Below are 26700 nucleotides of genomic sequence, written 5' to 3' on the forward strand. Positions count from 1 at the left end.
CCCACATCCTGCGGTTCCGGCAGCTGGATCAGGGCGCGGCGAACAGCGCCGCGACGAACGGTGTGGTGTCCGGCAGCGACGCGGCCATCGTCTCGGAGTGCCCTGTCGGATACGTCCGGAACTGCGGCGCTGCGCCCCCGGCGGTGAGATCGGCGGCGAGCGCGAACGACAGTGGCGCCGGCACCATCGTGTCGTGCAGGCCCTGGGCGAGGAACATCGGCCGGTCGTATCCCGTGACGGGAACTGCCAGGTAGTCGGTGAACGCCGCACGGAACCGGTCGTCGGTGAGCGGTCTCGTGAGCAGCTCGCCGATGCCTACGCCGGAGTAGCGCTCCGTCAGCTCTTCGTAGCAGAGGTCCTCGGCAGCCGCGAGCACTTCGCGGCCGGTATCGGTGAGATAGCTGTCGAGATCCAGCCCCGGATCCGCGTCGCGCAGACCGGCGAAGATGTACGCGCTGAAGGTGGTGAGCCCGTCGAGACCCAGGTCCGGGAAGCCGGGGAAACCGAACGGGAAGACACGTTCGAGATTGGACGGCGCACCGGTCGTCACTGTGCCCCGGAAGTCGAGCTCCGGTGCACGCGCGGTCGCGAGGTGTGCGGTGTGGAGCGCCGCGTGGCCACCTTGAGACTGCCCGACCACGATCCACTCGTCGGACAGACCCGGTTCGACGGCGCGGCCGGCGCGCACGATGTCGACGATGCTGTTCGCCGCGCTCTGTCCGTCCAGATATCGGTGCAGCCCGTCGCTGCCCAGTCCGGGATAGTCGGCTGCCACCACCGCGTAGCCCTGGCCCAGCCAGTGGTCGAGGTAGGCGGTGTCGCGGGCGCTGCGCGGGGTGCGCGAGGGCGCGCAGGAGTCCGACAGTCCGGTGGTGCCGTGCGCCCATGCGAGTACCGGCCAACCGCCCGCGGGTGCCTCACCGGCCGGCAGGAACACCACCCCTGTACCGACGGTGTCCTCCCCGGAACGCCATTGCGTCCGGTAGGTGATCATCTGAGCGCTCGCCGCACCCGGCACCGACAAAGCCGTCGGCAGCGTTTCCGCCGACACCACCGACCCCGGGGTGGGCGCCGCGCCCGCCGTCGGTGCGGCGACACACGCGAGAGTTACGGCGCAGACACAGGCGAGAAGTCCCCGCCACGCTGCGTGCATTACCGGTGCGGATGCCACTCGGGTCGGGGCCATGAATCAGGACGATACGTGGTCTGTACCCGATTCACCTGTCCGCGTTTCGTCGGATGCGGCGGTGTTCGGCGCCCTGCTCTCCGCTCCAGCGCTGTCGCGACGGGCCAACTCGGCGAACATGGCATTGTGTGCGGCCAGATCGGCATCGTGGTCGCGATCCGCGGCGCGGTCCACGCGCCGTGCAGTGCGCTCGTCGCTACGCGACCACTGCACCAGTAGTGCGATCATCACGAGCACGAGCGGGATCTCCCCCGCCGACCACGCGATACTGCCACCGACCTTCTGGTCCGAGAACAGGTCGGCGTTCCACGGCAGTGCCAGTCCCCGGTAGTACGACTCGGCCATGACCGACCCCATGCTCATGAGGGTCACGCCGAAGAACGCGTGGAACGGAAGCGACCCGAACACCATCGCCAGCTTGGTCACCGGCTGCACCTCGCGCGGCGCCGGATCGACACCGATGACCACCCAGTAGAAGAGGTAGCCGCTCAACAGGAAGTGCAGGTTCATGAGCACGTGCGCGGTGTGACTGTCCGCGAACGTGGTGAAGATTCCGCCCAGGTACAACGCATAGAACCCGCCGACGAACATCACCGACGCGACGAGCGGGTGCGTCAAGAAGCGTGACGGGGGGCTGTGCAGGAACTCGAGGATCCATTCGCGCGGCCCGGGCGGGGCACCGCGTCCGGCGGGTGTGAACGCACGCAACGCCAAGGTCATCGCTCCGCCGAGGGCGAGCAGTACCGGGGTGAGCATCGACATCGCCATGTGGGCGCCCATGTGCACGCTGAACATGGCGGGCGAATACATCCCGACACCGGAACTGGTCGTCACGAGCAGGACGAAACATCCCGAGAACCACGCGATGGACCGACCGATCGGCCACGTGTCGCCGCGCTTGCGCAACGTCCACAGTCCGATGGCGTACCCGGCCGCGAGCACCAGAGCCGCCGTACCGAAGATCAGGTCGAACCGCCATTCGCCGAAGAACAGGTTCATGAACGTGGGCGGCGCATCGAGGTTGTAGCCGAGCTCCACCTCGAGCACTGACGGTGACGTCGCAGGTGGTGGTGGCGGAGTGCGTCCGAGACCCACCGCCAGGCCCACGGTCGCGGCAAGGATCAGGGACTCGACGGCTGCGAACCGCACGAACGCGCCGCGGTTCGTCGGATCGGCCTCGAGGTCGGGCAGTGCGCGCCGTCGCTGCGCCCAGCCGAAGATGCCGAGCACGACCAAGGCCACCGTCTTCGCGACCACCAGCCGCCCGTAGGTGGTGGTGAACAGGTCGTCGAACGGCACCCGCACCGCCGAGTTGATCACGCCGCTGATCGCCATCACCACGAACGCGATGGACGCGACGAACGAGAATCTCCGGGCAGCCAGGTCGGAGTACTCGCCTTGTCGCCACGCGTGGGCGAGGACCGCGAACAGGCCGCCCGCCCATACCGACGCCGCCACCAGATGCAGTACCAGGCTGTTGGTGGCCATGTCGTGGGAGCCGCCCGTGGACGAATGTCCCGTCAGTGCGATCGGCATCAACGTCACGAGCGAGAGCAGCAACAGATAGGGAGTCCACGACCAGCGCAGGGCCAGTCGGATCAGGATCGCGGTGATCAGTGCGAGCACCGTCGTCCATGCCCACGCGAGGGACGTCTCGACCTGGCCGAGAGCGGCGAACAGGTTCGCCGGTCTGATTGCCTCGGAGAACGGCTGACCGGAGGTGTCCGACAGAGTCAGCGGCACCATCAGCGCCGCCGTGACCGCCCACACCACCGCGGCGACGCCCGCTGTCCGCACTGCGCGGTATCCGCCGACGTCGAGGACCCCGTTCGCTTGCGGAGGTACGAGGAACGCAGCGAAGAACAACGACCCGATCGTCAGAACCGTCGCGATCTCCGACACCGCGCGCACCATCGGAAGTCCGTAGGTGGTGATCGGACCGGGATCCGGAATCCCCAGCAATACGAGCGCCTGCGCCGCCGAAAGCCCCACGACGATTGCCGCGACGATCGCCGCGACAACACCGAACAGGACGAACAATGCTGAGGGGTTGCCACGTGCGCGGGCCGGCGCGGGCTGCTGCGTCTCACGCTCGAGGTCGGGTGTTGCCATGCCTACCAGGGTAGGACCTCGCGAAAGTCGACTACGACGCCCCGTCGGAGTGCCCGGGCGTAACGACACCGTGGTCGAAGGCATACACGATGGCAGCAGCACGGTCCCGGAGATCGAGCTTGGTGAAAATGTGTCCGACGTGACTCTTCACCGTCACTCCTGCGATGCTCAGTTCACGGCCGATCTCGGCGTTGCTGTGACCGCGACCGATCAGGGCGAGCACATCGAGTTCGCGAGCAGTCAGCTCGTCGACACCCCGACCACCGTTCTCGGGCGACATCGCGGAGGTGCGGTATGTCGACAGCACGCGACCGGTCACCGTGGGATCGAGGAAGCCGTCCCCCGCGGCGACTCTCCGGACCGCACGGATGAGATCCTCTGCCGAAGAGTCCTTGAGGATGAAGCCCGCGGCACCGGCCCGCAGCGCACCGGACAGCAACTCGTCGTCGTCGAACGTCGTGAGGACGAGCACGGGAGGTGGATCGTCGGCGCTGCGGAGTTCTCGGGTCGCCTGGATTCCGTCGACCCGCTTCATCCGGATGTCCATCACGATGACGTCGGGACGGTGTGCTGCCACCGCGTCGCGCACCTCCGAACCGTCTGCACATTCCGAGACGATGACGAAGCCGTCCTTGCGTCGGAGGATCCGGCGCAGCCCGGACCGAACCAGCTCCTGATCATCGACCAGGAGCACTCCGATTTCATCGTCGATCATGAAAGCCCCGGGATCCGGCGAACGATCGAGCACGAGTCGACGGCAAGCGGGACCTGCGCACGCACCGACCACCCTCCGGAATCGGGGCCTGCCTGCAGTTCACCGCCGAGCAGCGCCGCGCGCTCCCGCATACCGCGAAGACCCGAGCCCTCATGACCACACGGCGTCACAGCGGGTGCGCGAAGATCGTTGTGGACCTGGAGGGTCAGCTTCCCAGTGCCGATCTCGAGCTGCACATCCGTCTTCGCGGCCGGGGCATGTTTGACGATGTTCGCCAGCGACTCCTGACAGATCCGATACACGCCCAGGCCGGTTGCTCCGGGTGCCGCGTCGACGTCTCCCGACATCGCGAACTCCACCGGGACACCCGCGCGCCGGAAGTCCTCGATCAACTCCGGGATGTCCGCGATCGTCGGTTCGGGACGGGTGTCCGCCGGTCGAGCGTCGAGCAGACCCACGGTCCGCCGGATGTCCGCCATCGCCTCTCGCCCCAATCGCTCGGCGTCGGTCAAGGCGTCGACGGCTTCGTCGACATCGCGGTCCTGCTCCAGCGCGCGACGCGCGGCGGTCAGATGCAGCAGCGTGATACTCAGCGAGTGCGCCACGACGTCGTGAACCTCCCGGGCTATCCTCTGACGTTCGGAGGTTGCGGCCTGCTCCGCCTGGATCGACTTCGCGGCGCGCTCCTGATGCAGAAGCCGCAACTGGGTCAGCAGCAGGCGCCCGATGATCCACCCGAGCACGACGGCGGCGAGGTAATACAGCACGCCGTCGAGGTGGCCGGCGAACCCGAAGGCCGTGAGCGCCGCTGCTGCCGCGGCCAACGCACCGACACTGACCGAGAACGGCGTCATGGCCGCGATCTCGCCGACCATCAACACGAGAACGAGTGGGGCGAAGTCGAAGGCGGTGTCCGGTGGCCGCACGAGCAGCAGCGAGGTCGCCGTCAGCACGACGAGTCCCATGAGCAGCCGCACGAGCATCGAGTCCGGTTCGACCATGTCGCCCACGATCGGTGCGGACGCAGCAAGCAGCCCGAACAGGAGCGCCCACCCCGGTGGCACGAACCCGTCACGCTGCGCCACGGCGACACAGGCGACGACGACCATCCCGATGTGGCCGAACAGCATCACGCCGACCGGGTAGTCGTAGTCGCTCGCCGCCATACGACGGCGGAAGTACGCCATCAATTCCACAGGATCAGCGTAGGCGGAGACGCCCGCTGCGGCGTCGTTCCCGGAGCGGATCCCGTCTCCACCCACGGTAGGAGAGAAAGACTCGACGGTGGCACGACGAAACAGGGGCCGGATCTTCGTAGCGTTTCCCTCGAGAACATCGAACGCACCGGATTCAGGGAGTTGACCGAGATGTCCTGGGAAACATTCAGAGCACGGCGGGCTGTACTGGACGACGTGCTCACCCGAGCACAGGTAGACATCGACTCCGCGCTCCGGTTCGATGAGATCCCCCGCGCGATGGAGCTTTTCGGCTCGGGAGACAACGTCCTTCTCACCTTGCAGCGACAGTGGACCACGCATCTCGCCGTCCGCCTCGATCAGGCACTCGAAGACGGCACATCGCTGGACACGGCGTGCGTCCGGCTCGCAGACGAGATGCCGGCGGTTCGAGCAGTCCTCGACGCAGGCACCCACACGTCACCGACGTTACGAACGGTTCGGCGCGGTGAGATCGCAATGATCGAGGCTCACAAGGCCCTCGAGCGAGCCACGCCGCGAACGCACCGTTCACGCCGCCGGCGCCGCCGGACGGCAGCGGTGCGGGCATCGATCCCATCGATGAGCACTGCGAGCTTGTGGGCAGGCCACTACGCATGGAGATAGGGCCGGCGGAGCACGACATCGAGCGCGTCGCGCAGAGCGACCAGTGTGTCGGCGGGAAGTAGCGCGTCGCAGTGCGGCAATGCCGCCGCCATCGACCCTGTCGCCGGTGCGAAGTCGCGCAGACCGGCGCGCGGATTGAGCCACACCACCCGATGCGCGCGACGACGGATCTGCGTCATGATCCGCGCCAAGTCGTCGGGGTCGTCACTGTCCCACCCATCCGATGCGATCACGACGATCGCGCCGCGCAGGGCAGCGCCCCGGTGAGAACGGAGGACGGAGGACAGTGATCCTGCGATGCGGGTCCCGCCGAAACGTGTCTCGACGTGCTCGTTGACGGCGTCGATCGTCTGCTCGACGGAGCGGTTCTTCAACGTCGGTGTCAGACGGGTCGCCGTGGTCGAGAACGCGAAGACCTCAGCGTCGCCGGTGCGCACGACGGCGCGCATCAGATGCAGATAGATATCGGCGTAGGCGCGCATCGAGCGGCTGACGTCGCAGAACAGCACGAGTCGCCGGCGACGCCGCGCAGGTCGAGTGTGGACGAGTCGTACCGGTTCGTACCCGGTGTGTCGTGACGCCGCGATGCTCGCGCGCAGATCGAGTCGCCCGCTGTGATGCGGCTCGCGGCGGCGGCTGACCCGGGTCGGCCACGTCACCGCAGCATGCTCGAGCCACGAGGCGATCTCGGCCAGACGAGTGGGATCGAGGTCCGAGAACCGCTGGTCGGCGACGGCCTCGAGTGCGCTGGGCAGTCGCTCGCCACGTCTGGAGTTGTCCTCCGGAGCCCGGTCTCCGAGGGTGCCGGTGACCGTGCGCGTGACCCAGGGAACGTCACCGCCCGCTTCGGGCCTGCGGCGGCCTACGTTCGAAGCATCGGTAGAAGGCCGATCGTGGCCGCCGTCGTCGAGTCCGGCACGGCGAGCATGCGGATCCATCGGCACCGCGCCGTGGTCGAACACCGCCGAGAACACGGCGTCGAACTTCTCGAGGTTGTCGCGTCGATCCACGAGCGAGAGTCGTGTCGCCCAATACAGCTGCGAACGAGTGTGCGGGGGTTGCAGACGCAGCGCGCGGGTCAGTGTCGCAGCACCGTCGACCGTCACAGCAATGCCGGATCGACGGAGCCGATCGGCAAGACCCACCGCGAACGCAGCCAGATCGATGCCCGGGAGCAGAAAGGCCGTCACGGTGCGCCGGCCACCACGAAATCGGTGAATGCCTCCCCCACGACGTCGCGATCGTCGGGGGTCTTGGCGAGGGCCGCCAACGACACACCAGCACCGGGACGCGCCAGATCCGAGACACCCAGCGCCGAGAGCGCAGACACCCAGTCGATGGTCTCCGCGATGCCGGGCGCCTTGTCCAGGTCGAGTGCGCGCACGGTCGCAACGAAATCGGTGGCCCGCTCGATCAGCGCCGCACCCGCCTCCGGCACTGTGCGCCGCAGAATCGCGACGGCACGATCACGGTCCGGATAGTCGATCCAGTGGTACAGGCAACGCCGCCGCAACGCGTCGTGCAGGTCGCGGCTGCGGTTGGACGTCAACACCACGACGGGACGCTGTGCAGCAGTGAGTGTTCCGAGTTCCGGGACGGTGACGGTGAATTCACCGAGGAACTCGAGTAGGAGAGCCTCGAATTCGTCGTCGGCGCGGTCGATCTCGTCGACCAGCAGAACAGCCGGAGCGTCGCCCCGATGCCGCACGCACTGGAGAATCGGGCGTTCGAGCAGGTATTCCTCGGTGTAGAGATCGTCTTCCGTCGGCGTGGTCCCGTGCGCTTCGGCGAGACGGATCGCGAGTAGTTGACGTTGATAGTTCCAGTCGTACAACGCCTCCGAGATCGACAATCCCTCGTAGCACTGCAGCCGAATCAGCGGGCTCCCGAGGACATCTGCAAGCACCTTCGCCGCCGTGGTCTTGCCGACACCGGGTTCCCCCTCGAGAAGCAGCGGCCGGCCCAATTCGACCGCGAGGTACATCGCGCTCGCGGTGCCCTCGTCGAGGAGATGGTCGCGGGCGTCGAACCGTGCGACGACATCCTCGACGTCGTCGAAAACCCACGGTCGCGTCGGCTGGGTCACGCTGCGTGTTCCTTCTGGTAGGTGCGTCGGCAGCCGGGGCAGCAGAACCACACGTCGGTGCCTGCGACGACGAGGTGCGGCGTCGACTCCGCGACCGTCACCGTCATACCGCACACCGGGTCGATCGCAGTCCGCGGAACCGGACGTGCCTGCTTCGGTAGTCGGGTGAGTTCGCCGCTGCGCACGGCCCGCACGATGTCGGCGACGATGGACAACCCGATCTCCGCCGCGGTCCGCGCCCTGACGTCGAGCCCTGCCGGTGTGTGCACACGGGCGCGCTCGGGGGCGGTCAGCTCCATCTCGTCGAGGACCGCGCGGCCGCGTCTGGGGCTCGCGACGAGACCGATGTATCCGGCGCCCACGTCGAGCGCCGCCCTGATCACACTGGCTTCGTCGCCGCCGTGTGTCGCGATGATCACCGCTGCCGAGTGCCGTGGAACGTCGGATCCGCGAATCTGCTCCACCGTGTAGTCGACTCCGCGGGCGAAGTCTGCGACAGCCTGCGCCACCGGCGAGGAACCCGACACCGCGACGACTGTCGGTGGCAACTGCGGTTCGAGGAAGATCTCCATCGCCCCTCCCGACATGCAGGGATTGACGGCGATCGTCGCGCCCGGAGTCTCGGGGAATTCATCGGATTCCGCGGGCAACACCCGCAACAACAGACTCTCACCCCGATCGAGCACCTGTCGGGCGGCTGCACGCACCGAAGTCTCGGTGCACTGCCCACCCACGAAGCCTTCGATCGTGCCGTCGACGAGAACGAGCGCACTGTCGCCGGAGTGAGCCGAGGTCGGCGGTTGGGCCCGGACCACCGTCGCCCGCACGAACGGGAGCCGTTCTTCATGTAGCTGTGTCTCACGGATGCTCAGATCCATGCCGCGCCTCCTCTCGCACCGGATCGGTTCATCAGATCGGGGGTGTCGCCCGACCCTGCATCGCTTCCCACACCCGCGACGGGGTCAACGGCATATCGGCGTGCCGCACCCCGAGCGGCTTCAACGCATCCAGCACCGCATTGACGATCGCGGGCGGCGAACCGACCGTGGCGGATTCACCGATCCCTTTGGCACCGATCGGATGGTGCGGCGACGGAGTGACCGTGTGCCCGGTCTCCAGTGTCGGAACCTCGAGCGCGGTGGGGATCAGGTAGTCCATGAACGAGCCGCCGAGGCACGTGCCGTTCTCGTCGAACGCGATCATTTCCATGAGAGCCATCCCGATGCCGTCGACGATGCCGCCGTGCACCTGGCCCTCGATGATCATCGGGTTGATCTGCGTGCCGCAGTCGTCGACGGCGAGGAACCGGCGGACCGTCACCTCGGCGGTGCCGGGGTCGATGTCGACCACACAGAAGTACGCGCCGTACGGGTAGGTGAGATTCTCAGGGTTGTAACAGATCTGGGCCTCGAGACCACCCTCGATTCCCTCGGGGAGATCACCGGCGCCGTGCGCGCGCATCGCGATGTCCTGGATCGTCACGGACGCAGACGGGTCGCCCTTGACATGGAAGGAACCCTTCTCCCATTCGAGATCGGCGACGGAGACTTCGAGCATGCCCGACGCGATGATCTTCGCCTTGTCGCGCACCTTGCGTGCGACGAGGGCCGCGGCTGCCCCCGACACCGGTGTGGACCGGCTGCCGTAGGTCCCGAGACCGAACGGGGTGGCGTCGGTATCGCCGTGCACGACATCGATGTCGTCGGGCGGGATCCCGATCTCCTCGGCGACGATCTGCGCGAACGTGGTCTCGTGTCCCTGCCCCTGGCTCTGCACCGAAAGGCGCACCACTGCCTTGCCGGTCGGATGTACCCTCAGCTCGCAACCGTCGGCCATGCCGAGACCCAGGATGTCCATGTCCTTGCGGGGGCCCGCACCGACGGCTTCGGTGAAGAACGACATGCCGATGCCCATCAGCTCGCCGCGGGCACGCCGCTCGACCTGTTCGCGGCGCAGATCGTCGTAGCCGATCATGTCCATCGCCTTGCGCATGGTGGTCTCGTAGTCGCCCGAATCGTACTTCCAGCCGGTCTTGCTGGTGTACGGGAACTGTTCGGGTCGCAACAGGTTCTTCAGCCGCAGTTCCGCCGGATCCATCTCGAGATCGAATGCGAGACAGTCGACGAGCCGCTCGACGAAGTACACGGCCTCGGTGATCCGGAACGAGCACGCGTACGCGACTCCGCCGGGTGCCTTGTTCGTGTAGACGGCCGTCATGTGGCAGTAGGCCGCTTCGATGTCGTAGCTGCCGGTGAAGACGCCGAAGAACCCGGCCGGATACTTCACGGGCGCGGCGGTGGCGTTGAAGGCGCCGTGATCGGCGAGGACCTGCGACCGGATCGCGAGAATCTTCCCTTCCTCGGTGGCCGCGATCTCGCCGACCATGATGTAGTCGCGCGCGAAACCTGTGCTCATCAGGTTCTCGCTGCGATCCTCCATCCACTTGACGGGCTTGCCGAGGACGAGCGACGCGACGATCGCACCCACGTAACCGGGGTAGATCGGGACTTTGTTGCCGAATCCACCGCCGATGTCGGGTGAGATCACCTGGATCTTGTGTTCGGGCAGACCTGCCACCAGCGCATACAGCGTGCGGTGCGCGTGCGGTGCCTGGGACGTCGACCAGAGCGTCAGCTTTCCGGTGACCCGGTTGTAATCGGCGACGGCGCCGCACGTTTCCATCGGTGCGGGGTGCACGCGCGGGTAGACGATCTCCTGTCGGGCGATGACGTCGGCTTTCGCGAAGACCGCATCGGTCGCTGCGGCGTCGCCGGCTTCCCAATCGAAACAGTGGTTGTCGGTCTTGCCCTCGAGATCGGTGCGGATGACGGGTACGTCGGGCGAGAGCGCCGTACGGACATCCACGACGGGGTCGAGGATGTCGTAATCGACGTCGATGAGTTCGAGCGCGTCGCGGGCCGCATAGTGGTCCTCGGCCACGACGAACGCCACCTCCTGACCGTGGAACCTCACCTTGTCGGTGGCGAGCACAGCCTGCACGTCGTTCGACAGGGTCGGCATCCACGCCAGACCCTTCTCCGCCAGGTCGGCGCCGGTGATGACGGCCTTGACCTTCGGATGCTCCAACGCCGCGGAGGTATCGATGCCGACGATCCGAGCGTGCGCGACCGGGGAACGCAGGATCGCCATGTGCAGCATGCCGGGCAGCGTCACGTCGTCGACGTAATGGCCCTGCCCACGGATGAACCGGGGATCCTCCTTGCGGAGCATGCGACCGTGACCGCACGGCTTCCGGTCGTTGTCCGCAGTGGCCGGGTCTTCTTCTGTTCCCTGGACTTCTGTTCCCTGGACTTCGAGGTCCGGTTCGACAGCGGTCATGATGTGACCTCCGCATCCTTCTCGGAGTTCGAGTGCTCGGCCGCCCAGCGCACGGAGCGCACGATCGTGGTGTAACCGGTGCACCGGCAGATCTGACTGGAGATCGCCTCACGGATCGTGGCGTCGTCCGGGTCCGGATCGCGGTCGAGCAGCGCGCGGGCGGTGATCATCATGCCGGGCGTGCAGAATCCGCACTGGAGTCCGTGGCAGCGCATGAATCCGTCCTGGACAGGGTCGAGGACGCCGTCCTTCTCGAGGCCCTCTACCGTCCCGACCTCGTGGCCCGCGGCCATTGCGGCAAGCGTCGTGCAGGACTTGACCGGTTCGCCGTCGATCGAGACGACGCACGTCCCGCAGTTGCTGGTGTCGCAACCCCAGTGGGTTCCGGTCAGACCCAGATGGTCGCGGAGGTAATGGACGAGCAACGTGCGCGGTTCGACGTCGGACTCGACGTCTTCACCATTGACGGTCATCGCGATCTTCATCCCGTCACGCCCTTTCGGTCGAGTCGAGTCTGTCCACCGAGCGGCGCAGTGTCCGCACGGTCAGTTCCGAGGCGAGGTGACGCTTGTATTCAGCGGTGCCCCGCTGATCGGTTTCCGGGGAGCACGCTGCCGACGCGAGCGCTCCGGCCTCGCGGAACAGCTCCTCCGACGGAACCCTGCCGCGAAGCAGACGCGCGATCGCGGCGAGTGCCTCGTCGTCGGCGCGGACTGCGGTGAGGCCGACTCGGGCGTCGGCGATCGCCCCGCCGGACATCCACACCGCGGCGCCGGCCGCAGCGACCGCCCAGTCACCGGTGCGCCGCTCCACCTTCGCGTAGGCACTCGAACCGGCGCCGGGTCGCGGCAGACGGACCTCGACGAGTAGCTCATTGCTCGCCACCGCCGTCTCGTAAGGTCCGAGGTGGAACGCCGCGAACGGCAACTCACGCACACCCGACGGACCGCGGAGGACACACGTGGCATCGAGCACCGAGCACACTGTCGAGAGATCCTCGGCAGGGTCGGCCTGACACAGCGAGCCGCCGATCGTGCCGCGATTTCGCACCACCGGATCGGCGATGACCTTCTCTGCGTCCCGGAAGATCGGGAACACGGCGGCGAGGTCGTCGGATTCGAGCAGTGCGCGGTGACGAGTGAGTGCCCCGATGCGGACCACTCCGGGTTCGATCTCGATGTACGCAAGTTCATCGAGATCGTTGATGTCGACCAGGTGCTCCGGATTTGCGAGCCGGAGTTTCATCATCGGCAGGAGGCTGTGCCCGCCCGCAACGACTCGGGACTCCTCACCCAACCGGTCCAGCAGATCTATCGCGTGCTCCACGCCGGTCGCGCGCTCGTAGTCGAATGGGCCCGGAACCTGCATGTCTCACTCCCGACCTAGGGTGAATCCCACCACATCGAACATGCTGCTTGTATGCCATCCCCGTGATGCCCAGGGTAGCGCCGACGTGGGATTACGGGAGTCGAAATCGGACTTTTGCGACCAGCCCTCGATTCGGTACCCGAATAGGGAGCGCAGGCGATCAGACCGCAACAGCGGTCGAGGCGGGGCCTCGAGACAGAGATCCGGGAGTCACCCTGATGTGCTCTCACTCGACTGCGAATACCGTAGGAGCAGTACCCTCTGTAACCCGACAGGAGCATCACCGCCCCCATGGACGTGATCAACGAATTCATCATCGGCCAGGCAGCGGCCTTGTGGGTGTATCCACTCCTGTTCTTCGTCTGCGTCGTCGACGGTTTCTTCCCTCCGGTGCCGAGCGAGACGATCCTGGTCACCCTCGCGTCACTCTCGGGCTCGACAGGCAAGCCGTACCTGTGGGTAGTCATACCGCTCGCGGCGCTGGGCGCGATCGTCGGCGACAACATCGCCTACACCATCGGACGGAAGGTCGGCACCGAGCGTTTCGCATGGATGCGCAAGCCCAAGGCCCGAGCAGCGTTCGGCTGGGCACGCAAGGGTCTGGACAAGCGCGGCGCGGCGATCATCATCACCGCCCGGTACATCCCGATCGGCCGGATCGCCGTGAACATGACCGCCGGAGCGACGCGGTACCCGCGGAGGAAGTTCGTGCCGCTCACGATCATCGGAGGGATCACCTGGGCGGTGTACTCGTCGATGATGGGACGACTCGTGGGCGGCTTCTTCCACGAGCAACCGCTACTCGGCGCAGTCGTCTCCATCTGCCTGGCTGTGGTGCTGGGCATCGGAGTCGATCATGTGATGCAGAGGCTGCAGACCGGCAAGGTGGACGTACGCGACGACACCGACGCCGAATCATCACCGCGAAGCGACGTCGCGACGGGCACCGCCGATGATTCCGAAGACTCCGGACCCACCCACACCACATGAGCCGACCCCATCCACAGCCACTGCCGCGGCCCCGTTAAGATTTTGGCCGCGCCCCCGTAGCTCAGCTGGATAGAGCAAGAGCCTTCTAATCTCTAGGTCGCAGGTTCGAGTCCTGCCGGGGGCACCCCACGGTCGCGAGCGCCGGACGACAAACCCGATGAGGATCTGCTCGCCCTGCGCGCGTGCGAGTCCCTCGGTCCCGCAGTACTCCGTTGACAACAGTACTCCGTTGACAACCGTCCGCCCTGGTCACAGCCGTGCATCGGTCCGAGGAAGCCGGACACCCCGGCGAAGGCGTCGGTAGAATCGCATACGCCGCTCGGGCTCCCGCACGATCGAGAACACGCGCCCTGTTTCGCCACTCAGACTGCCGCTCAGGCCACGTTTCCCAATTGCCGCGGCAGCTGTGTTCCTTCTCGCACAAGGGGACCGGATTACCAGACAGTCGTGCTCGGCACCTATAGTTCACGACGTAAATACGGTGTAACAGTCTTCTCACAGTCAGGTAGGTGGGCGTGTCGACCTCGGACCGCATCGCAGAGATCTATGAACAGGTCAAGGCCCGCAACGCGGGCGAACCCGAGTTCCATCAGGCTGCGGCCGAGGTGTTCGAGTCTCTGCACGTAGTGTTGGAACGTCACCCGTCCTACTTCGATTTCGGGCTCATCGAGCGTCTCTGCGAGCCCGAGCGGCAGATCATCTTCCGCGTGCCGTGGATCGACGACAGCGGCCAGGTGCACGTCAACCGCGGTTTCCGTGTGCAGTACAACAGCGTGCTCGGCCCCTACAAGGGTGGGCTGCGCTTCCACCCGAGCGTCAACCTCGGCATCGTGAAGTTCCTCGGCTTCGAGCAGATCTTCAAGAACGCGCTCACGGGCCTGCCCATCGGCGGCGGCAAGGGCGGCTCGGACTTCGACCCCAAGGGTCGTTCCGAGCAGGAGATCATGCGCTTCTGTCAGTCGTTCATGACCGAGCTGCACCGCCACATCGGTGAGTACACCGACGTTCCCGCAGGTGACATCGGCGTCGGTGGACGCGAGATCGGCTATCTGTTCGGCCAGTACAAGCGTCTGACGAACTCCTACGAGTCCGGTGTCCTCACAGGCAAGGGCCTCACCTGGGGCGGGTCGCAGGTCCGCAAGGAAGCCACCGGCTACGGCGTCGCGTACTTCGTCGCCGAGATGGCCAAGGCGCGCGGCTACACCCTCGAAGGTGCAACCGCTGCCGTGTCCGGCTCGGGCAACGTCGCGATCTACGCGATCGAGAAGATCCACCAGCTCGGCGGCAAGGTCGTTGCCTGCTCGGACTCGTCGGGCTACATCTACGACAAGAACGGCATCGACTTCGCCCTCCTCAAGGAGATCAAGGAAGTCCGTCGCGGCCGCATCTGCGAATACGTGGATGAGCGCGCGGACGCCGAGTTCTTCCCCGATGGCAACATCTGGACCGTTCCGTGCGACGTCGCGCTGCCCTGCGCCACCCAGAACGAGCTCGATGAAGAAGCCGCCAAGACCCTGGTCAAGAACGGTGTCAAGGTCGTCGCCGAGGGTGCGAACATGCCGACCACCCCGGGCGGTATTTCCGTGTTCCGCGAGGCGGGCGTCCGCTTCGCTCCCGGCAAGGCAGCCAACGCCGGTGGCGTCGCCACCTCCGCGCTGGAGATGCAGCAGAATGCATCACGCGATTCGTGGCACTTCGACTACACCGATGAACGCCTCGCGGGCATCATGCGCGACATCCACGGGCGCTGCATCGACACCGCGGCGGAGTACGGCAAGCCGGGCGACTACGTGCACGGCGCCAACATCGCCGGCTTCGTGAAGGTTGCCGACGCGATGTTCGCCCTCGGCGTCATCTGACGAAGCTCGCAGAAGCGTTGTAGAAGCTCGCAGCCCTGGTGGTCATCCACCAGGGCTGCGAGCTTTCTGTCTGTCCTGCTCACTTCTCGTCGAAGTAGTCGTCCTTCTCGTCGAAGACCTCGTCACTGCGGTGATCATTGCGCGCCTTCCGCGAGGCTTCGCGCATTTCGATCCCTTCGGTGATCAGGTCACCGATCTCGCGGGTCACGTCGCGGACCGCGCCGGCGATGATGCTCGCGATCGCGCCGACATGCGTCGCCGTCGATTCGGTCACCTCCTGGATGACGTCCTTGTTCCGCTCGAATTTTCCAACCATGCCGGATCCCCTCACGCGTTGTCCCGCGCGAGAGTACCCGCCGTCTCGGAGCTTCGCTCGGGACTCGGCGAACGGTCGATGAGCACCGTCGTCTCCGGCTCCGGTGACACCAGGGCCGGCGGAAGGGCGAAGCGGAAGATCTTCCTCCAGACGGAGGAAACCTGCGCGAACAGACCACCGGTGTTGTAGGGCAATCCGTGCTTCTCACAGAGTGCCTGCACGTGCGGGGCCAACTCCGGGTACCGGTGTGCGGGCAGATCGGGGAACAGGTGGTGTTCGATCTGGTGCGACAGGTTGCCCGACATGATGTGGAACAGCGGGGTGCCGCTGATGTTCGCGCTCCCCAGCATCTGACGGACATACCACTCGCCACGCGTCTCGTTCGCGGTTTCGTCCTTCGAGAACGACTGCACGCCCGACGGAAAGTGACCGCAGAAGATGATCGAGAATGTCCACACGTTGCGGACAAGGTTGGCGGTCGCATTACCGACCAGCGTCGGAACGAACATCGGACCACTCAACAACGGGAACGCGACGTAGTCTTTGACCACCTGCCGCCGCACCTTCCGCCACCAGCCCTTTGCCAGCGGGATGACGTCGCGCCAGTTCCGCTCACGCGAGACTATTCGCTCCACCTCCGCGTCGTGGAACATGACACCCCATTCGAACATCAACATCAAAACTGTTGCATATACGGGGTTTCCGAGATAGTAGGGGTGCCACTTCTGCGCGGGGTCCATCCGTAGGATGCCGTACCCGATGTCACGGTCCTTCCCCACGATGTTGGTGTAGGTGTGATGCATGTAGTTGTGGGAGTGCCGCCACTGATCCGACGGGCACACGGTGTCCCACTCGAATGTGCGGGAGTTCAGCGACGGCTCGCGCATCCAATCGTATTGGCCGTGCATGACGTTGTGGCCGATTTCCATGTTGTCGAGGATCTTCGACACGCTGAGCGACGCGACGCCTGCCACCCACGCCGGAGGGAAGAACCCGAGGAACAGCAGGCCGCGACCCGCCACCTCGAATCCACGCTGGGCCTTGATGATCCGATAGATGTATTCACGGTCCTGCGCGCCGAGGGATGCAACGGTGCGTTCCCGCAACGCATCCAACTCGCGGCCGATCTCGTCGACCTGATCGCGGCTCAGGACTATCGGATCCGGCACGACCTGCGTGCGACCACCCGACAGAAACGGCAGGAACGGAATCGACGGAAGAGTCAAACCGAACATGCTGTCCTCCATTTTCTCTGGTTGGAAAGTTCGTTTCGATGTCAGAGTTCGACGGCGACGTTGCCGACGGGTGCACTGACGCAGATCTGGATGCGCGCACCTGGTTCGGAATCGAGGTCACCCGAGCGCACGTCACGTGTGCATCCGGAGGTCCGGATCGCGGTGCAGGTATGGCAGATTCCCATGCGACAGCCGTGTTCCGGTGCGAGTCCGGCATTCTCGGCCTGCTCGAGGACTGTAGCCCCCGTGTTGGAGGCAACGATTCCCGACTCGGTGAACGACACCGAGCCGGACGCGTCGTCGGGGTCGACGACGTACGTGGGCGGCGTGAATTCTTCGGTGTGCAGCAGATCCGAGGATCCGGCTTCGGTGTAGAGGTCGCGGACGCTCTCGACCAGGCCGGAAGGCCCGCACACATAGGCGGGAGTGCTGGCGAACCACGGCGCGACTGCGTCGAGGTGTGCGCGTTCGAACCGTCCGTGCAGGTGTCCACCATCGCCGCGCGTGTGAGCGAGTACAACTTCGATGTTGGGCAGCGATGCCAATGCGTCGAGCTCCGCGCGGCGGGGTACGTGCGCCGACGTGCGCGCGTAGTGCACGAACGTCACTGCGCTCATGTCACTTTCGGAAGCAAGCGACCCCAGCATCGACAGCACCGGGGTGATACCGGAACCGCCGCTGATCATCAGCAGACGCGATGGCCGGGCTTCGGGGAGTACGAAGCTCCCTGCGCCGTCACCGACCTCGACGACGTCGCCCACTCGTGCGTGTTCCGCAAGATGACCCGATACCAGCCCACTGGGCCGTATACCGACGGTGAGCACCACGTCGCGCGATCCCGGCACGATTGCCGGCGAGAACGTGCGCACGTGCCGTACCCCGTCGATCACGACAGCGAGCTGGATGTGCTGGCCCGGCTCGAACCGGCAGGGCCGTGCGGGACGCAGAATCAGCGTCGTCGATCCGTGCACACTTGTATCGATACCGGTGATCCGGGCGCGATTGGCGACCGTCGTGAGCAGCGGGTCAGCGAGTTCGAGGTAGCGGTCCGGGTGATGTGGCGTCGAGAGCGCACCAAGCGCTCCGAAGAGCAGTTTTCTGACTCCGACCCGACGTGGGACACGGCTCGGCGCGGGGCTCACAGTCATGATTTCCAACCTTCCGGTGCGGAGGCGTTCATTCAGTGCACATTCGTACACTGAGTCCAGTGTGACAGGGTCGCACCGAACGCTGTCAACCCTGATGTGACGCCAGTAACACTCCCGCCGGGGGCGGCACGACCTCGGAGCGCCCGGTCTGCCTACACTCGGGGCGTGCCCGTAGCGCCCGCCTCCGAACCAGCCCCCGCCCCCGAACCGACCAGCCGGGCCGAACGCAAAGAACGCACCCGTCAGGCGATCCTCGACGCCGCACTCGAGCTGTCCTCGGATCGCAGTTTCGCGAGCGTGAGCCTGCGTGAGGTCACGCGCGCGGTCGGCATCGTGCCCACGGCGTTCTACCGGCATTTCGCATCGATGGAGGAACTCGGCGTCGCACTCGCCGACGACACGATGCGGTTGCTCCGCTCGGTCCTGCGCGACGCACGTCGCAATCCAGGGCCCTCCAACGCCCAGGCATCGCTGACCGCACTACTCGGACAGGTGCGAGATCATGAAGCCGCCTTCCGATTCCTCGCACGCGAACGTCATGGCGGTCACCCGGAAGTGGCGAGGGCCTTCACTGTCGAACTCCGCCTGCTCACCCGCGAACTCGCAGTCGACCTCGCCCGCATCCCCCAGCTCGCCGCATGGGGGGCCGACGACCTCGAGATGGCCGCCGACCTGCTCGTCACCTCCATGTTCGAAGTGGTGCTGGACCTGCTTGCCGTCGAACCCGGTCGCGCTGCCGAAACCGAGGTCCTCACACGCGGCAAGAAGCAGATGCGCCTGATCATGCTCGGAATGGCCGCGTGGAACCCGCTCCACGACTGACTTCGGGACGTACCTTTGAAAGGTGCCCGAAACAGCATCGTTCGATTCAGCGGGGTTCGACTCGGCGGGGTTCGACTCCGCTGCCGTCACCCTCGGCGATCTGACTTTCGACGTCCGGGTCGCGGGCCCCGCTGACGGACCACCGATCATACTGCTGCACGGCTTTCCCCAGACGTCGCGCTGCTGGAACACAGTGGGCGCGGAGCTTGCGGGCGATGGCATGCGGGTACTGCTACCCGACCAGCGCGGTTACTCCCCCGGCGCCCGACCGCCTGAGGTCGAGGACTACAGGATCCATCATCTGCGTTCGGATGTCCTCGGAATCCTCGATGCATTCGGAGTGGACGACGCACACATCGTCGGCCACGACTGGGGTTCGTCGGTCGCATGGCACGTGGCTGCACACCACCCCGCACGGGTGCGATCATTGACCGCGCTGTCGATCCCGCACCTGGCTGCATTCGGTCAGGCGTTGCGCGAGGACGACGACCAGAAAGCCCGCTCCACGTACTTCTCCCTGTTTCGTGAGGCAGGCAAGGCCGAGCACGTCCTACTCGCAGATGACGCGCACCTCCTCCGCACCCTCTACGGCGAAGGAGTCGCTACCGACGCAATCGACGAGTACGTGCGCGTGTTCCGCGAACCGGGCGCGCTCACCGCCGCCCTCGACTGGTATCGGGCAATGACCCCCGCTACCGGAGACCTCCCGCCGGTGGAAGTCCCCACCACCTACATCTGGAGCACCGACGATGCTGCGGTCGGCCGGTTCGCCGCGGAACTCTGCAGCGACTTCGTCGACGCCGACTACACCTTCGAGGTGCTCGACGGCGTGTCGCACTGGGTCCCGGACGAGGCCCCCGGCGCCGTCACGGCCGCCATCCGCGCACAGGTGAGGCAAGGTCGATGAGGAGCTTCCCGTGAAACGCGGCGCGCTGTTGCTGGTCGTGATGGTCGCAGCCACTGTGGCAGCATTCTTCATGGTGTGGGAGACCCCGGAAGACCCGGCACGGCGCGCCCTCGACGACAGCGCGTTCGTGCTCGACGGACGCTCCACGACCTGCACCGCCCTGTTCCGCAAGCCCTGTGATTACGAAACCCAGCTCGAATACAACCGCCGGGGCACGGATCTCGACAAGTTCGTCGATTCGGCCGACCTCGGCCCGTGGGGCAACTCCCTACCCTTCGCGGACGCGGCCGAGCTTGCTCTGCAGGCATGCGTGTACTCGCGCACGGCGGGAAAAACGGTCCTCGAATTCATCGAGCTGGGGCAACGCACCCACCCGGACGCCGGATCCGTCGAGCTCACCCCGTTCTGGAGCAAAGCACGTCAGGAACTGTGTGCCACACCGTGGCAGTGACCATGTGCGCCACACCGCGGCAGTGACCATGTGCCACACCTGCCACCGCACTTACCCGGGCGGTAATCGAGCAGCGTCACCGACTCTGGTTTCATGACCTCATGCCCGAAACCGAGAACGCCGTCCATGTCTTCGACGCCGCAGTCGAGCTCACCGCCATCGATGCGGGCCGCTACACCGGAAACACCCACCCCGCGTACGCAAACATGGTCGGGCCGTTCGGAGGTGTCACGGCTGCAACACTGCTGCGGGCCGTCCAGCTGCATCCCGAGGTCCTCGGAACTCCGCTGTCGCTGACGGTCAATTACGCTGCAGCGATCGCCTACGGCGAATTCGAGGTGGTCGCCCGACCGGTGCGCACCAACCGTTCGAGCCAGCATTGGACGGTCGAACTGACCCAGGACGGGTCTGTCACCACCACCGCCACCGCAGTGTTCGGCAACCGCAAGGACACCTGGGAGTCGACCGAACTTCCGGCACCCACCGCGCCTCCTGCGGACGAAGTGGCTGCCGTCCCGTTTCCCGACTTCGTGGCGTGGGGCAAGAACTACGACATGCGATTCGTGGAGGGCCCGATTCCCGGCGCCGACGCCTCCCCGCACCCCGATTCCACCTCGACCCTCTGGGTTCGGGACGAGCCTGCACGCCCCCTCGACTTCACCTCGCTCACAGCCCTGTGCGACGTGTTCTACCCCCGTGCGTTCCTGCGCCGCGGCCACGCACTGCCCGCCGGTACGGTGACGCTGACGATCTACTATCACGCAGACGCTACCGAGATCGAAGCCCAGTCGGATCAACCGATCCTCGCCACCGCTCGCAGTAATCGATTCGGGAAGAACTACTTCGACCAGACTGCGCACCTGTGGGGATCGGGCGACACTCTGCTCGCCACCGCGCATCAACTGGTGTATTTCAAGGCCTGACGCCCATTTCCCTGACAAGACCGTCCCGCACCGTCATGATGGTTCGATCGGACGACGGGGGGACACGTGCGCTGGTCATCGATTTGGTTTCGCTTCGCTGCAACTGCTTCCGTAGCAGCTGCGGCCGCCGCTGTGGGGACAGTGGCACCGGCGTCGGCTCAGCCGGCATACGGCTCCTACGTCGCACTGGGTGATTCGTTCGTCGCCGGGCCCGGCATCCCACCGCAGGGCTCGAGCCCCGAGTGCGGCAGAGCCGCAGTCAACTACCCGAGCCTCGTCGCGGAGGCACTCGATGTCGTCGACTTCGTCGACGCGTCGTGCGGCGGGGCCGTCTCCGGGGACTTACCGGGCCAACAGATCTCCGCTTTCACACGAACCGCCGTGCCACCGCAATACGACGCACTGCGGCCCGATACCGACCTGGTCACGGTCGGTATCGGAGGAAACGACGTCGGACTCGTGCAGTTGGCGATCTCGTGCATCAATCTCGCCGCCGCTCCTGTCGGGGTCTCCTGCGCGGAGACCGCGACAGAAGAGGCCGATCCGGTCGATGCCGCGATCGATGCGTTCGCTCCGGTGTACGGCACGATCACCGACGAGATCCGGGCACGGTCACCGCACGCGCGCATCCTGTTCGTCGGCTACCCGACGGGAATCCGGGACGGCGGATGTTTTCCGGAGCAACGAATATGGCCGCAGGACGCCACATACCTGCAGTCCAAGATCGACCGGCTCAATGCAGGGATGGAACAGCAGGTACACGCGGCAGGAGCCGCGTTCGTCGATCTTCGTGCATCGACGATCGGACACGACGCATGTGCCGCCCCTGAACAGCGATGGATGGAAGGAATCGTTCCGACATCACCGGGCATCCCTCTCCATCCCAACGCGGCAGGGCATCGCAATGCAGCGGAGCAGGTGGTCGGCGTGCTCTCACCGAACAGCTGAACGTTCCGGCGCTCGCACGGCCAGCAACGCAGACAGGCCCAACGCCAACACGAGGAGCAGACCCACGATGCCGGCCCGGTCTGCACCGAACCACCACGCAAAGAACCCGAACAACGTCGGTGCCAGGAAAGACACCGCGCGCCCCGTCGTGGCATAGAGACCGAACATCTGTCCCTCGCGGCCGATCGGCGTGATGCGCGCCAGGAAGGTACGCGCCGACGACTGCGCGGGGCCGACGAAAAGGCACAACAGAAGTCCGAAGATCCAGAACATCAACGGCCCGGACACCACGAGCAGTACCGCTCCCACCACGATCATCGACACCAATGAGACGACGATGACTGCCTTCGGTCCGACCCTGTCGTCGATACGGCCGGCGGCAAGCGCGCCGAGTGCCGACACCACGTTCGCGGCCACACCGAACAACAACACGTCGGCAGCGCTGATCTCGTAGACGGTCACCGCGAGAACAGCACCGAAGGTGAACACGCCCGCGAGTCCGTCGCGGAACAAGGCGGACGCGCCGAGGTACGCGACGGTGCGGCGGTCCTCGTTCCACAGTTCCTTCAGGTCATGCCACAGCACCCTGTACGACTCGAAGAACCCCACCCGCCGTTCGTCGTCGGCGCGTTGATGTGGCTTCTCGGGCACGTTGAACAACACCGGCAGCGCGAACACCGCGAACCACACCGCCGCGAGCAACGCAACCAGCCGAATGTTGAGGCCGTCGTCGGTGGTGATCGACAGGAACCCGCGGGTGTCGCCGTCACCTGCGATGAAACCCATGTAGCACAACAACAGCAGCACGATGCCACCGAAATATCCCATGGACCAGCCGAATCCGGAGACCCTGCCGATGTTCTCCTCGGTGGACACCTGACGGAGCATCGCGTTGTACGGAACGTTTGCGAGTTCGAAGATCACCGAGCCGGCACCGAGCAGGACGAGCCCCAGCCACAGGTAGTGATAGTCGTCGCGGACGAAGAACATCCCGGCCATCAGCACGACGGTCGCGAAGGTCAGGACACCCAATGAGCGCTTTCGGCGTCCGTTCGCGTCGTACTTCTGCCCAGATACCGGGGCCAGAACCGCGATGGCGAAACCGGCGATACCGAGCGACCAGCCGAGCCACGTGCTCGCGGACATCGATCCCGGCAGATCGTCCCCGACGGAGTCGGTCAGATACACCGAGAACACGAAGGTGAGGATCACCGCGTTGAATGCTGCCGAGCCCCAGTCCCACAGGCCCCACGCGAAGACCTGACGACGTGTCGCGTCGGCACCGGAGTCGGGCCTCACGTCCGTGTGTGCGTTCATGCCCCGCAGCTTATGAGCGACCGGTCGACGATGCGACTGCGCGCTCCCCCGAAGCTAGTCTTTCGTGTCATGGTCCCGATGATCCGCGCTGCAAGCCTTCGCGGATTCGCGTCGTTGGTCGAAGACCTCGGGGGCGACCCGGATCGGCTACTCGAGCGGTTCGCGCTGTCCCGGGAACTGACCGCCTCCGACGACGAACTGATCCCCATCGATGCACACGACTCGATGCTCGACACTGCAGCCGTCGAACTCCACTGCCCCGACTTCGGTCTGAGACTGGCGGTGATACAGGATCTGAGCATCCTCGGCCCGCTTGCACCGGCGATCCAGGAGTCCTCGACCGTGGCAGAGGCGCTGAAGTGCGCGTCACGGTTCTTGTTCGTGCACAGCCCGGCGCTCGAGGTGGACGTCGAGCCCGACCCGTACGGCCGTCGTGGAGTCGTTGCACTGAGCTACTGCAAGGATCTGCGAGAATCGGCCTACTCGAGACAGGGCATCGAGCTGGGTCTCGGGCTCTTCTTCCGGATCGCGGAGTTGCTCGTCGGCGGACGGATCGGCCTCCGATCGGTCGAGATTCCGCACCGGCCGCTGTCGCCTGTCCGCCGATACACCGATTTCTTCGGCAGCGACGTGAAGTTCGGCCGTCCCGTCGCCGCCATCTGCGTCGACCGACGGGTCCTCGACGAACGCTTCACCGATGCCGACGAGACCGTCCGGCAGGTCGCACTCCGCTTCCTGGCCGACAACTTCACCGACCCCGGTCGCGCAGTGCCCGCGCACGTTCGCAAGATCCTTGCCACGACACTCGCTGCGCAACCCACTCTGTCCGATGTTGCGCGTCTGCTCTCGATGCATCCTCGAACGTTGCAGCGGCGACTCGCCGCGGAAGGCACCACCTTCGACACGGTGCTCGACGACATCCGCCGCGATATCGCACACCGGCTCATCACGACGGACGACATGCGGTTCACCCACGTAGCCGAGATCGTCGGCTTTGCCGAGCAGGCCTCACTCAGTCACGCTGTCAGACGCTGGTACGGGATGAGCCCCCGAGAACTCCGCCGCACCACCGGTCTGAGATTGTCGCCTTGAAACAAGTTTTCCTCCCGCACCTCTTGCACCCTGGATCGGAACCACACGGCTCAGGGGAGAACATCCATGGCGAAGCAGGCAGGACGAACCGACGAGGCACTCTCGGCCATCGGCGCACGCGTGATACCGGATTTCGAGGGCGTCCATGAGATCTGGCCGCGAGGCGAACGCCTGACAGCCGTTCGGCATGCGGCGGAGATCTACAAGGAACGTTTCACGTCGCAGGGCCTGGTCCACGCGATCAAATCGGTGGACATCGCTGCCGCACCGTACCCGGTCAAGTACGCCTTCCACGACGCAGTGTCGGTACCGACACTGCCGCTGATCTCGATGATCAACCGGATGCTCGTCGTCCAGTACGACGACTGGAATGGCACTCCCCGCACGTTGGTGTTCGAGCCGACCGTGCCGGACGGATCGGCCGAGGCTCCGTTCTACCGAAACCTGCGCGCCCTCATCAACAGGATCCCCGGTGGTCATCTCGCGGAGAAGTTCGTCCTGAGCTACTACAACGAACCCGGCGACGTGCTTGTGAAGCTCGGGCTGAGGCCGGGCGACATCGACTTCTGCACGTTCGACCACCTGCACGTGCAGGACCCCCGGATGATCCTGGGCTCCACCGAGGTGATCGAAGGCGAGACCGAACCACGCCGACCGTTGTTCGGCGATGCGAAGATGCTGGTCCACAGCCGCGAGCTCGCCACCCTGCAGTCGCTGCATCCCATGCAGTGGGCGTGGTATGTCGAGGGAGGGCTCGGTGGGGTTGACCCCGCGATGGTGGTGACATTCGACGGCGACATCGAGCTCGGCAGGGGCATCACCCTCCTGTGGACGCCCGGCCACACCGACGGCAACCACTCGCTGGTGGTCAACACTCCGGACGGAGTGTGGGTCTCCTCGGAAAACGGTATCTCCCTGGACAACTGGCAACCAGAGCTCTCGCGGATTCCCGGTGTGCGCAAATACCACGAGCAATTCGGCCGCGAAATCTGCCCCAATGCCAATACCCTGGAGGATTCTCTCGATCAGTACGATTCGATGATCAAGGAGAAGATCTTGGCCGACCCATGCACAGCGGACCCACGCTGGCTCCAGATCCTGCCGTCGAGTGAACTCGCTCCACGGAAACGGCAATGGCCTGTCGTACCGACCTACGCCCACGGCGGTATCGAATACGGCGAGATCAAGGCCGGTCGGAGATGAACCCCACAGGCGCCGGCGCGGTCGTCACGGGCGCCGGTCGCGGCCTCGGCAAGCAGATAGCCGCCCTCCTCGTCGAACGCGGGTACCGCGTTCTCGTCACCGACGTGGACGCCGCGGCAGCACAGGCAACGGCCGACGAACTCGGAGGCGGTGCCACCTCGCTGGCGGTCGACGTCCGTGATTCCGCCCAGGTGGAAGCCGCCCGGGACACGATCATCGAGCGTGCGGGGCGCCTCGATCTGTGGGTGAACAACGCCGGAGTGCTGCTCACCGGACCGGCTTGGGAACAGGACGCGGCGTCCCGGCGGATGATGATCGAGGTCAACGCGCTCGGCACGATCAACGGGACTGTTGCAGCAATCGACGCCATGCGCGACAACGGCGGCGGTCACGTCCTCAATATCGTGTCGCTCGCCGGCCTGACCGCGGTGCCCGGCGAGGCGGTCTATGCGGCGTCCAAACACGCGGCGATCGGCTTCAGCCTGAGCACGGTGGCCGACCTCCGGCTCGCGGGGATCACCGACATCGACATCTCCTGTATCTGTCCGGACGGGATCTGGACACCGATGCTTCACGACAAACTCGACGATCCGGCCTCAGCGCTGTCGTTCTCCGGCAAGCTGCTCCGGCCCGACGAAGTCGTCGGTGCCGTCCGGACCGTGATCGACAGGCCTCGGTTGGTCACCACGATCCCTCGCCGGCGCGGTCTCGTGGTCCGCGTGGGAGATCTGTTTCCTCGGTTCGGCCTGAAGGCCGTACCGCTCATGGTCGCGCAGGGCCGCCGCGTCCAGAAGAAGCTGAAAGCCACTGGCGGACCACTCGATCCCTAGGGCGACCGAGTC

The 26700-nt window shown here is 65.7% G+C and carries 25 protein-coding genes and 1 tRNA gene; 12 read left to right on the forward strand and 14 right to left on the reverse strand.

Going from position 1 to position 26700, the window contains the following annotated elements:
- Positions 1 to 28: 28 nt before the first annotated feature.
- From ACZ46K_RS22035 to ACZ46K_RS22050, 4 genes are read right to left on the reverse strand one after another with little or no spacing between them, the layout of a single operon-like run.
- Positions 29 to 1153 (reverse strand): lipase family protein, encoded by a 1125-nt coding sequence (locus ACZ46K_RS22035; protein ID WP_464749438.1) that lies wholly within the window; start codon positions 1151 to 1153, stop codon positions 29 to 31.
- Positions 1154 to 1189: 36 nt separating this feature from the next.
- Positions 1190 to 3298 carry a bifunctional copper resistance protein CopD/cytochrome c oxidase assembly protein gene (locus ACZ46K_RS22040; RefSeq protein ID WP_054810497.1) on the reverse strand — a complete coding sequence of 703 codons (2109 nt, stop codon included), beginning with the start codon at positions 3296 to 3298 and terminating at the stop codon, positions 1190 to 1192.
- A gap of 31 nt (positions 3299 to 3329) precedes the next feature.
- Positions 3330 to 4013 carry a response regulator transcription factor gene (locus ACZ46K_RS22045; RefSeq protein WP_054806229.1) on the reverse strand — a complete coding sequence of 228 codons (684 nt, stop codon included), beginning with the start codon at positions 4011 to 4013 and terminating at the stop codon, positions 3330 to 3332.
- The gene (locus ACZ46K_RS22050; RefSeq protein WP_464744787.1) at positions 4010 to 5275 is read right to left on the reverse strand and encodes a sensor histidine kinase; all 1266 of its coding nucleotides are present in this window, start codon (positions 5273 to 5275) and stop codon (positions 4010 to 4012) included. The genes ACZ46K_RS22045 and ACZ46K_RS22050 overlap by 4 nt, the downstream gene beginning before the upstream one ends.
- A 105-nt stretch (positions 5276 to 5380) precedes the next feature.
- Between ACZ46K_RS22050 and ACZ46K_RS22055 the strand changes: the two genes are divergently transcribed.
- Complete coding sequence (locus ACZ46K_RS22055) at positions 5381 to 5854, forward strand: hypothetical protein (protein WP_464744789.1); 474 nt, start codon at positions 5381 to 5383, stop codon at positions 5852 to 5854.
- Here ACZ46K_RS22055 and ACZ46K_RS22060 read toward each other — a convergent pair.
- Genes ACZ46K_RS22060 through ACZ46K_RS22085 form a run of 6 tightly spaced genes read right to left on the reverse strand, consistent with a single transcriptional unit; the run spans position 5839 to position 12647 of the window.
- Positions 5839 to 7044: a vWA domain-containing protein gene (locus ACZ46K_RS22060; RefSeq protein WP_464744791.1), complete on the reverse strand. Its 1206-nt coding sequence runs from the start codon at positions 7042 to 7044 to the stop codon at positions 5839 to 5841. The genes ACZ46K_RS22055 and ACZ46K_RS22060 overlap by 16 nt on opposite strands.
- Positions 7041 to 7940 carry an AAA family ATPase gene (locus ACZ46K_RS22065; RefSeq protein WP_054806228.1) on the reverse strand — a complete coding sequence of 300 codons (900 nt, stop codon included), beginning with the start codon at positions 7938 to 7940 and terminating at the stop codon, positions 7041 to 7043. The genes ACZ46K_RS22060 and ACZ46K_RS22065 overlap by 4 nt, the downstream gene beginning before the upstream one ends.
- Complete coding sequence (locus ACZ46K_RS22070) at positions 7937 to 8818, reverse strand: XdhC family protein (protein WP_464744793.1); 882 nt, start codon at positions 8816 to 8818, stop codon at positions 7937 to 7939. Before ACZ46K_RS22070 ends, ACZ46K_RS22065 begins: the two co-directional genes overlap by 4 nt.
- Before the next feature lie 31 nt (positions 8819 to 8849).
- Positions 8850 to 11279 (reverse strand): aerobic carbon-monoxide dehydrogenase large subunit, encoded by a 2430-nt coding sequence (locus ACZ46K_RS22075; RefSeq protein ID WP_464744795.1) that lies wholly within the window; start codon positions 11277 to 11279, stop codon positions 8850 to 8852.
- Positions 11276 to 11764: a (2Fe-2S)-binding protein gene (locus ACZ46K_RS22080; protein ID WP_054807657.1), complete on the reverse strand. Its 489-nt coding sequence runs from the start codon at positions 11762 to 11764 to the stop codon at positions 11276 to 11278. The genes ACZ46K_RS22075 and ACZ46K_RS22080 overlap by 4 nt, the downstream gene beginning before the upstream one ends.
- Positions 11765 to 11768: 4 nt before the next feature.
- The gene (locus ACZ46K_RS22085; RefSeq protein WP_464744797.1) at positions 11769 to 12647 is read right to left on the reverse strand and encodes an FAD binding domain-containing protein; all 879 of its coding nucleotides are present in this window, start codon (positions 12645 to 12647) and stop codon (positions 11769 to 11771) included.
- A 291-nt stretch (positions 12648 to 12938) separates the two neighbouring features.
- Here ACZ46K_RS22085 and ACZ46K_RS22090 point away from each other — a divergent pair, with 291 nt between their 5' ends.
- The 3 genes from ACZ46K_RS22090 to gdhA all read left to right on the forward strand — a co-directional run bounded on the left by ACZ46K_RS22090 (position 12939) and on the right by gdhA (position 15496).
- The gene (locus ACZ46K_RS22090; protein WP_054805242.1) at positions 12939 to 13637 is read left to right on the forward strand and encodes a DedA family protein; all 699 of its coding nucleotides are present in this window, start codon (positions 12939 to 12941) and stop codon (positions 13635 to 13637) included.
- A 50-nt stretch (positions 13638 to 13687) separates the two neighbouring features.
- A tRNA-Arg gene (locus tag ACZ46K_RS22095) sits at positions 13688 to 13761 on the forward strand.
- Between the two features lie 391 nt (positions 13762 to 14152).
- Positions 14153 to 15496 carry an NADP-specific glutamate dehydrogenase gene (gene gdhA / locus ACZ46K_RS22100; protein ID WP_464744799.1) on the forward strand — a complete coding sequence of 448 codons (1344 nt, stop codon included), beginning with the start codon at positions 14153 to 14155 and terminating at the stop codon, positions 15494 to 15496.
- Positions 15497 to 15575: 79 nt separating this feature from the next.
- Here the strand turns inward: gdhA and ACZ46K_RS22105 are convergent, their stop codons facing one another.
- Genes ACZ46K_RS22105 through ACZ46K_RS22115 form a run of 3 tightly spaced genes read right to left on the reverse strand, consistent with a single transcriptional unit; the run spans position 15576 to position 18195 of the window.
- Positions 15576 to 15812, reverse strand: a complete 237-nt coding sequence (locus ACZ46K_RS22105; RefSeq protein WP_054805246.1) for a hypothetical protein — start codon at positions 15810 to 15812, stop codon at positions 15576 to 15578.
- A gap of 11 nt (positions 15813 to 15823) precedes the next feature.
- Entirely contained in the window at positions 15824 to 17047 is a 1224-nt protein-coding gene (locus ACZ46K_RS22110; protein WP_054805245.1) for a fatty acid desaturase family protein, read from the reverse strand.
- A 41-nt stretch (positions 17048 to 17088) separates the two neighbouring features.
- Complete coding sequence (locus ACZ46K_RS22115; RefSeq protein ID WP_054805244.1) at positions 17089 to 18195, reverse strand: 2Fe-2S iron-sulfur cluster-binding protein; 1107 nt, start codon at positions 18193 to 18195, stop codon at positions 17089 to 17091.
- Positions 18196 to 18360: 165 nt separating this feature from the next.
- Here ACZ46K_RS22115 and ACZ46K_RS22120 point away from each other — a divergent pair, with 165 nt between their 5' ends.
- The 5 genes from ACZ46K_RS22120 to ACZ46K_RS22140 all read left to right on the forward strand — a co-directional run bounded on the left by ACZ46K_RS22120 (position 18361) and on the right by ACZ46K_RS22140 (position 22246).
- Positions 18361 to 19017 (forward strand): TetR family transcriptional regulator, encoded by a 657-nt coding sequence (locus ACZ46K_RS22120; RefSeq protein WP_054805241.1) that lies wholly within the window; start codon positions 18361 to 18363, stop codon positions 19015 to 19017.
- Between the two features lie 22 nt (positions 19018 to 19039).
- The gene (locus tag ACZ46K_RS22125; protein ID WP_464744801.1) at positions 19040 to 19924 is read left to right on the forward strand and encodes an alpha/beta fold hydrolase; all 885 of its coding nucleotides are present in this window, start codon (positions 19040 to 19042) and stop codon (positions 19922 to 19924) included.
- Between the two features lie 10 nt (positions 19925 to 19934).
- Positions 19935 to 20375: a hypothetical protein gene (locus tag ACZ46K_RS22130; protein WP_054805240.1), complete on the forward strand. Its 441-nt coding sequence runs from the start codon at positions 19935 to 19937 to the stop codon at positions 20373 to 20375.
- Between the two features lie 101 nt (positions 20376 to 20476).
- Positions 20477 to 21298, forward strand: a complete 822-nt coding sequence (locus ACZ46K_RS22135) for an acyl-CoA thioesterase (protein ID WP_464744803.1) — start codon at positions 20477 to 20479, stop codon at positions 21296 to 21298.
- A gap of 141 nt (positions 21299 to 21439) precedes the next feature.
- Entirely contained in the window at positions 21440 to 22246 is an 807-nt protein-coding gene (locus ACZ46K_RS22140) for an SGNH/GDSL hydrolase family protein (protein WP_464744805.1), read from the forward strand.
- Here ACZ46K_RS22140 and ACZ46K_RS22145 read toward each other — a convergent pair.
- Positions 22232 to 23563, reverse strand: a complete 1332-nt coding sequence (locus ACZ46K_RS22145) for an MFS transporter (RefSeq protein ID WP_054805238.1) — start codon at positions 23561 to 23563, stop codon at positions 22232 to 22234. The genes ACZ46K_RS22140 and ACZ46K_RS22145 overlap by 15 nt on opposite strands.
- 69 nt (positions 23564 to 23632) lie before the next feature.
- Between ACZ46K_RS22145 and ACZ46K_RS22150 the strand changes: the two genes are divergently transcribed.
- The 3 genes from ACZ46K_RS22150 to ACZ46K_RS22160 all read left to right on the forward strand — a co-directional run bounded on the left by ACZ46K_RS22150 (position 23633) and on the right by ACZ46K_RS22160 (position 26688).
- Entirely contained in the window at positions 23633 to 24655 is a 1023-nt protein-coding gene (locus ACZ46K_RS22150; protein WP_464744807.1) for an AraC family transcriptional regulator, read from the forward strand.
- Between the two features lie 66 nt (positions 24656 to 24721).
- The gene (locus ACZ46K_RS22155) at positions 24722 to 25858 is read left to right on the forward strand and encodes an MBL fold metallo-hydrolase (RefSeq protein WP_464744809.1); all 1137 of its coding nucleotides are present in this window, start codon (positions 24722 to 24724) and stop codon (positions 25856 to 25858) included.
- Positions 25855 to 26688 carry an SDR family oxidoreductase gene (locus tag ACZ46K_RS22160; protein WP_464744811.1) on the forward strand — a complete coding sequence of 278 codons (834 nt, stop codon included), beginning with the start codon at positions 25855 to 25857 and terminating at the stop codon, positions 26686 to 26688. The genes ACZ46K_RS22155 and ACZ46K_RS22160 overlap by 4 nt, the downstream gene beginning before the upstream one ends.
- Positions 26689 to 26700 lie beyond the last annotated feature (12 nt).

Source organism: Rhodococcus sp. JCM 9793, assembly GCF_055380405.1.

What these genes read in the sequence shown, in the direction of transcription:
- ACZ46K_RS22035 (WP_464749438.1), bottom strand. Translation starts at nt 1,153, where the DNA reads ATGCACGCAGCGTGGCGGGGACTTCTCGCCTGTGTCTGCGCCGTAACT.
- ACZ46K_RS22040 (WP_054810497.1), bottom strand. Translation starts at nt 3,298, where the DNA reads ATGGCAACACCCGACCTCGAGCGTGAGACGCAGCAGCCCGCGCCGGCC.
- ACZ46K_RS22045 (WP_054806229.1), bottom strand. Translation starts at nt 4,013, where the DNA reads ATGATCGACGATGAAATCGGAGTGCTCCTGGTCGATGATCAGGAGCTG.
- ACZ46K_RS22055 (WP_464744789.1), top strand. Translation starts at nt 5,381, where the DNA reads ATGTCCTGGGAAACATTCAGAGCACGGCGGGCTGTACTGGACGACGTG.
- ACZ46K_RS22070 (WP_464744793.1), bottom strand. Translation starts at nt 8,818, where the DNA reads ATGGATCTGAGCATCCGTGAGACACAGCTACATGAAGAACGGCTCCCG.
- ACZ46K_RS22075 (WP_464744795.1), bottom strand. Translation starts at nt 11,279, where the DNA reads ATGACCGCTGTCGAACCGGACCTCGAAGTCCAGGGAACAGAAGTCCAG.
- ACZ46K_RS22080 (WP_054807657.1), bottom strand. Translation starts at nt 11,764, where the DNA reads ATGAAGATCGCGATGACCGTCAATGGTGAAGACGTCGAGTCCGACGTC.
- ACZ46K_RS22085 (WP_464744797.1), bottom strand. Translation starts at nt 12,647, where the DNA reads ATGCAGGTTCCGGGCCCATTCGACTACGAGCGCGCGACCGGCGTGGAG.
- ACZ46K_RS22090 (WP_054805242.1), top strand. Translation starts at nt 12,939, where the DNA reads ATGGACGTGATCAACGAATTCATCATCGGCCAGGCAGCGGCCTTGTGG.
- ACZ46K_RS22105 (WP_054805246.1), bottom strand. Translation starts at nt 15,812, where the DNA reads ATGGTTGGAAAATTCGAGCGGAACAAGGACGTCATCCAGGAGGTGACC.
- ACZ46K_RS22110 (WP_054805245.1), bottom strand. Translation starts at nt 17,047, where the DNA reads ATGTTCGGTTTGACTCTTCCGTCGATTCCGTTCCTGCCGTTTCTGTCG.
- ACZ46K_RS22115 (WP_054805244.1), bottom strand. Translation starts at nt 18,195, where the DNA reads ATGACTGTGAGCCCCGCGCCGAGCCGTGTCCCACGTCGGGTCGGAGTC.
- ACZ46K_RS22135 (WP_464744803.1), top strand. Translation starts at nt 20,477, where the DNA reads ATGCCCGAAACCGAGAACGCCGTCCATGTCTTCGACGCCGCAGTCGAG.
- ACZ46K_RS22145 (WP_054805238.1), bottom strand. Translation starts at nt 23,563, where the DNA reads ATGAACGCACACACGGACGTGAGGCCCGACTCCGGTGCCGACGCGACA.
- ACZ46K_RS22150 (WP_464744807.1), top strand. Translation starts at nt 23,633, where the DNA reads ATGGTCCCGATGATCCGCGCTGCAAGCCTTCGCGGATTCGCGTCGTTG.
- ACZ46K_RS22155 (WP_464744809.1), top strand. Translation starts at nt 24,722, where the DNA reads ATGGCGAAGCAGGCAGGACGAACCGACGAGGCACTCTCGGCCATCGGC.
- ACZ46K_RS22160 (WP_464744811.1), top strand. Translation starts at nt 25,855, where the DNA reads ATGAACCCCACAGGCGCCGGCGCGGTCGTCACGGGCGCCGGTCGCGGC.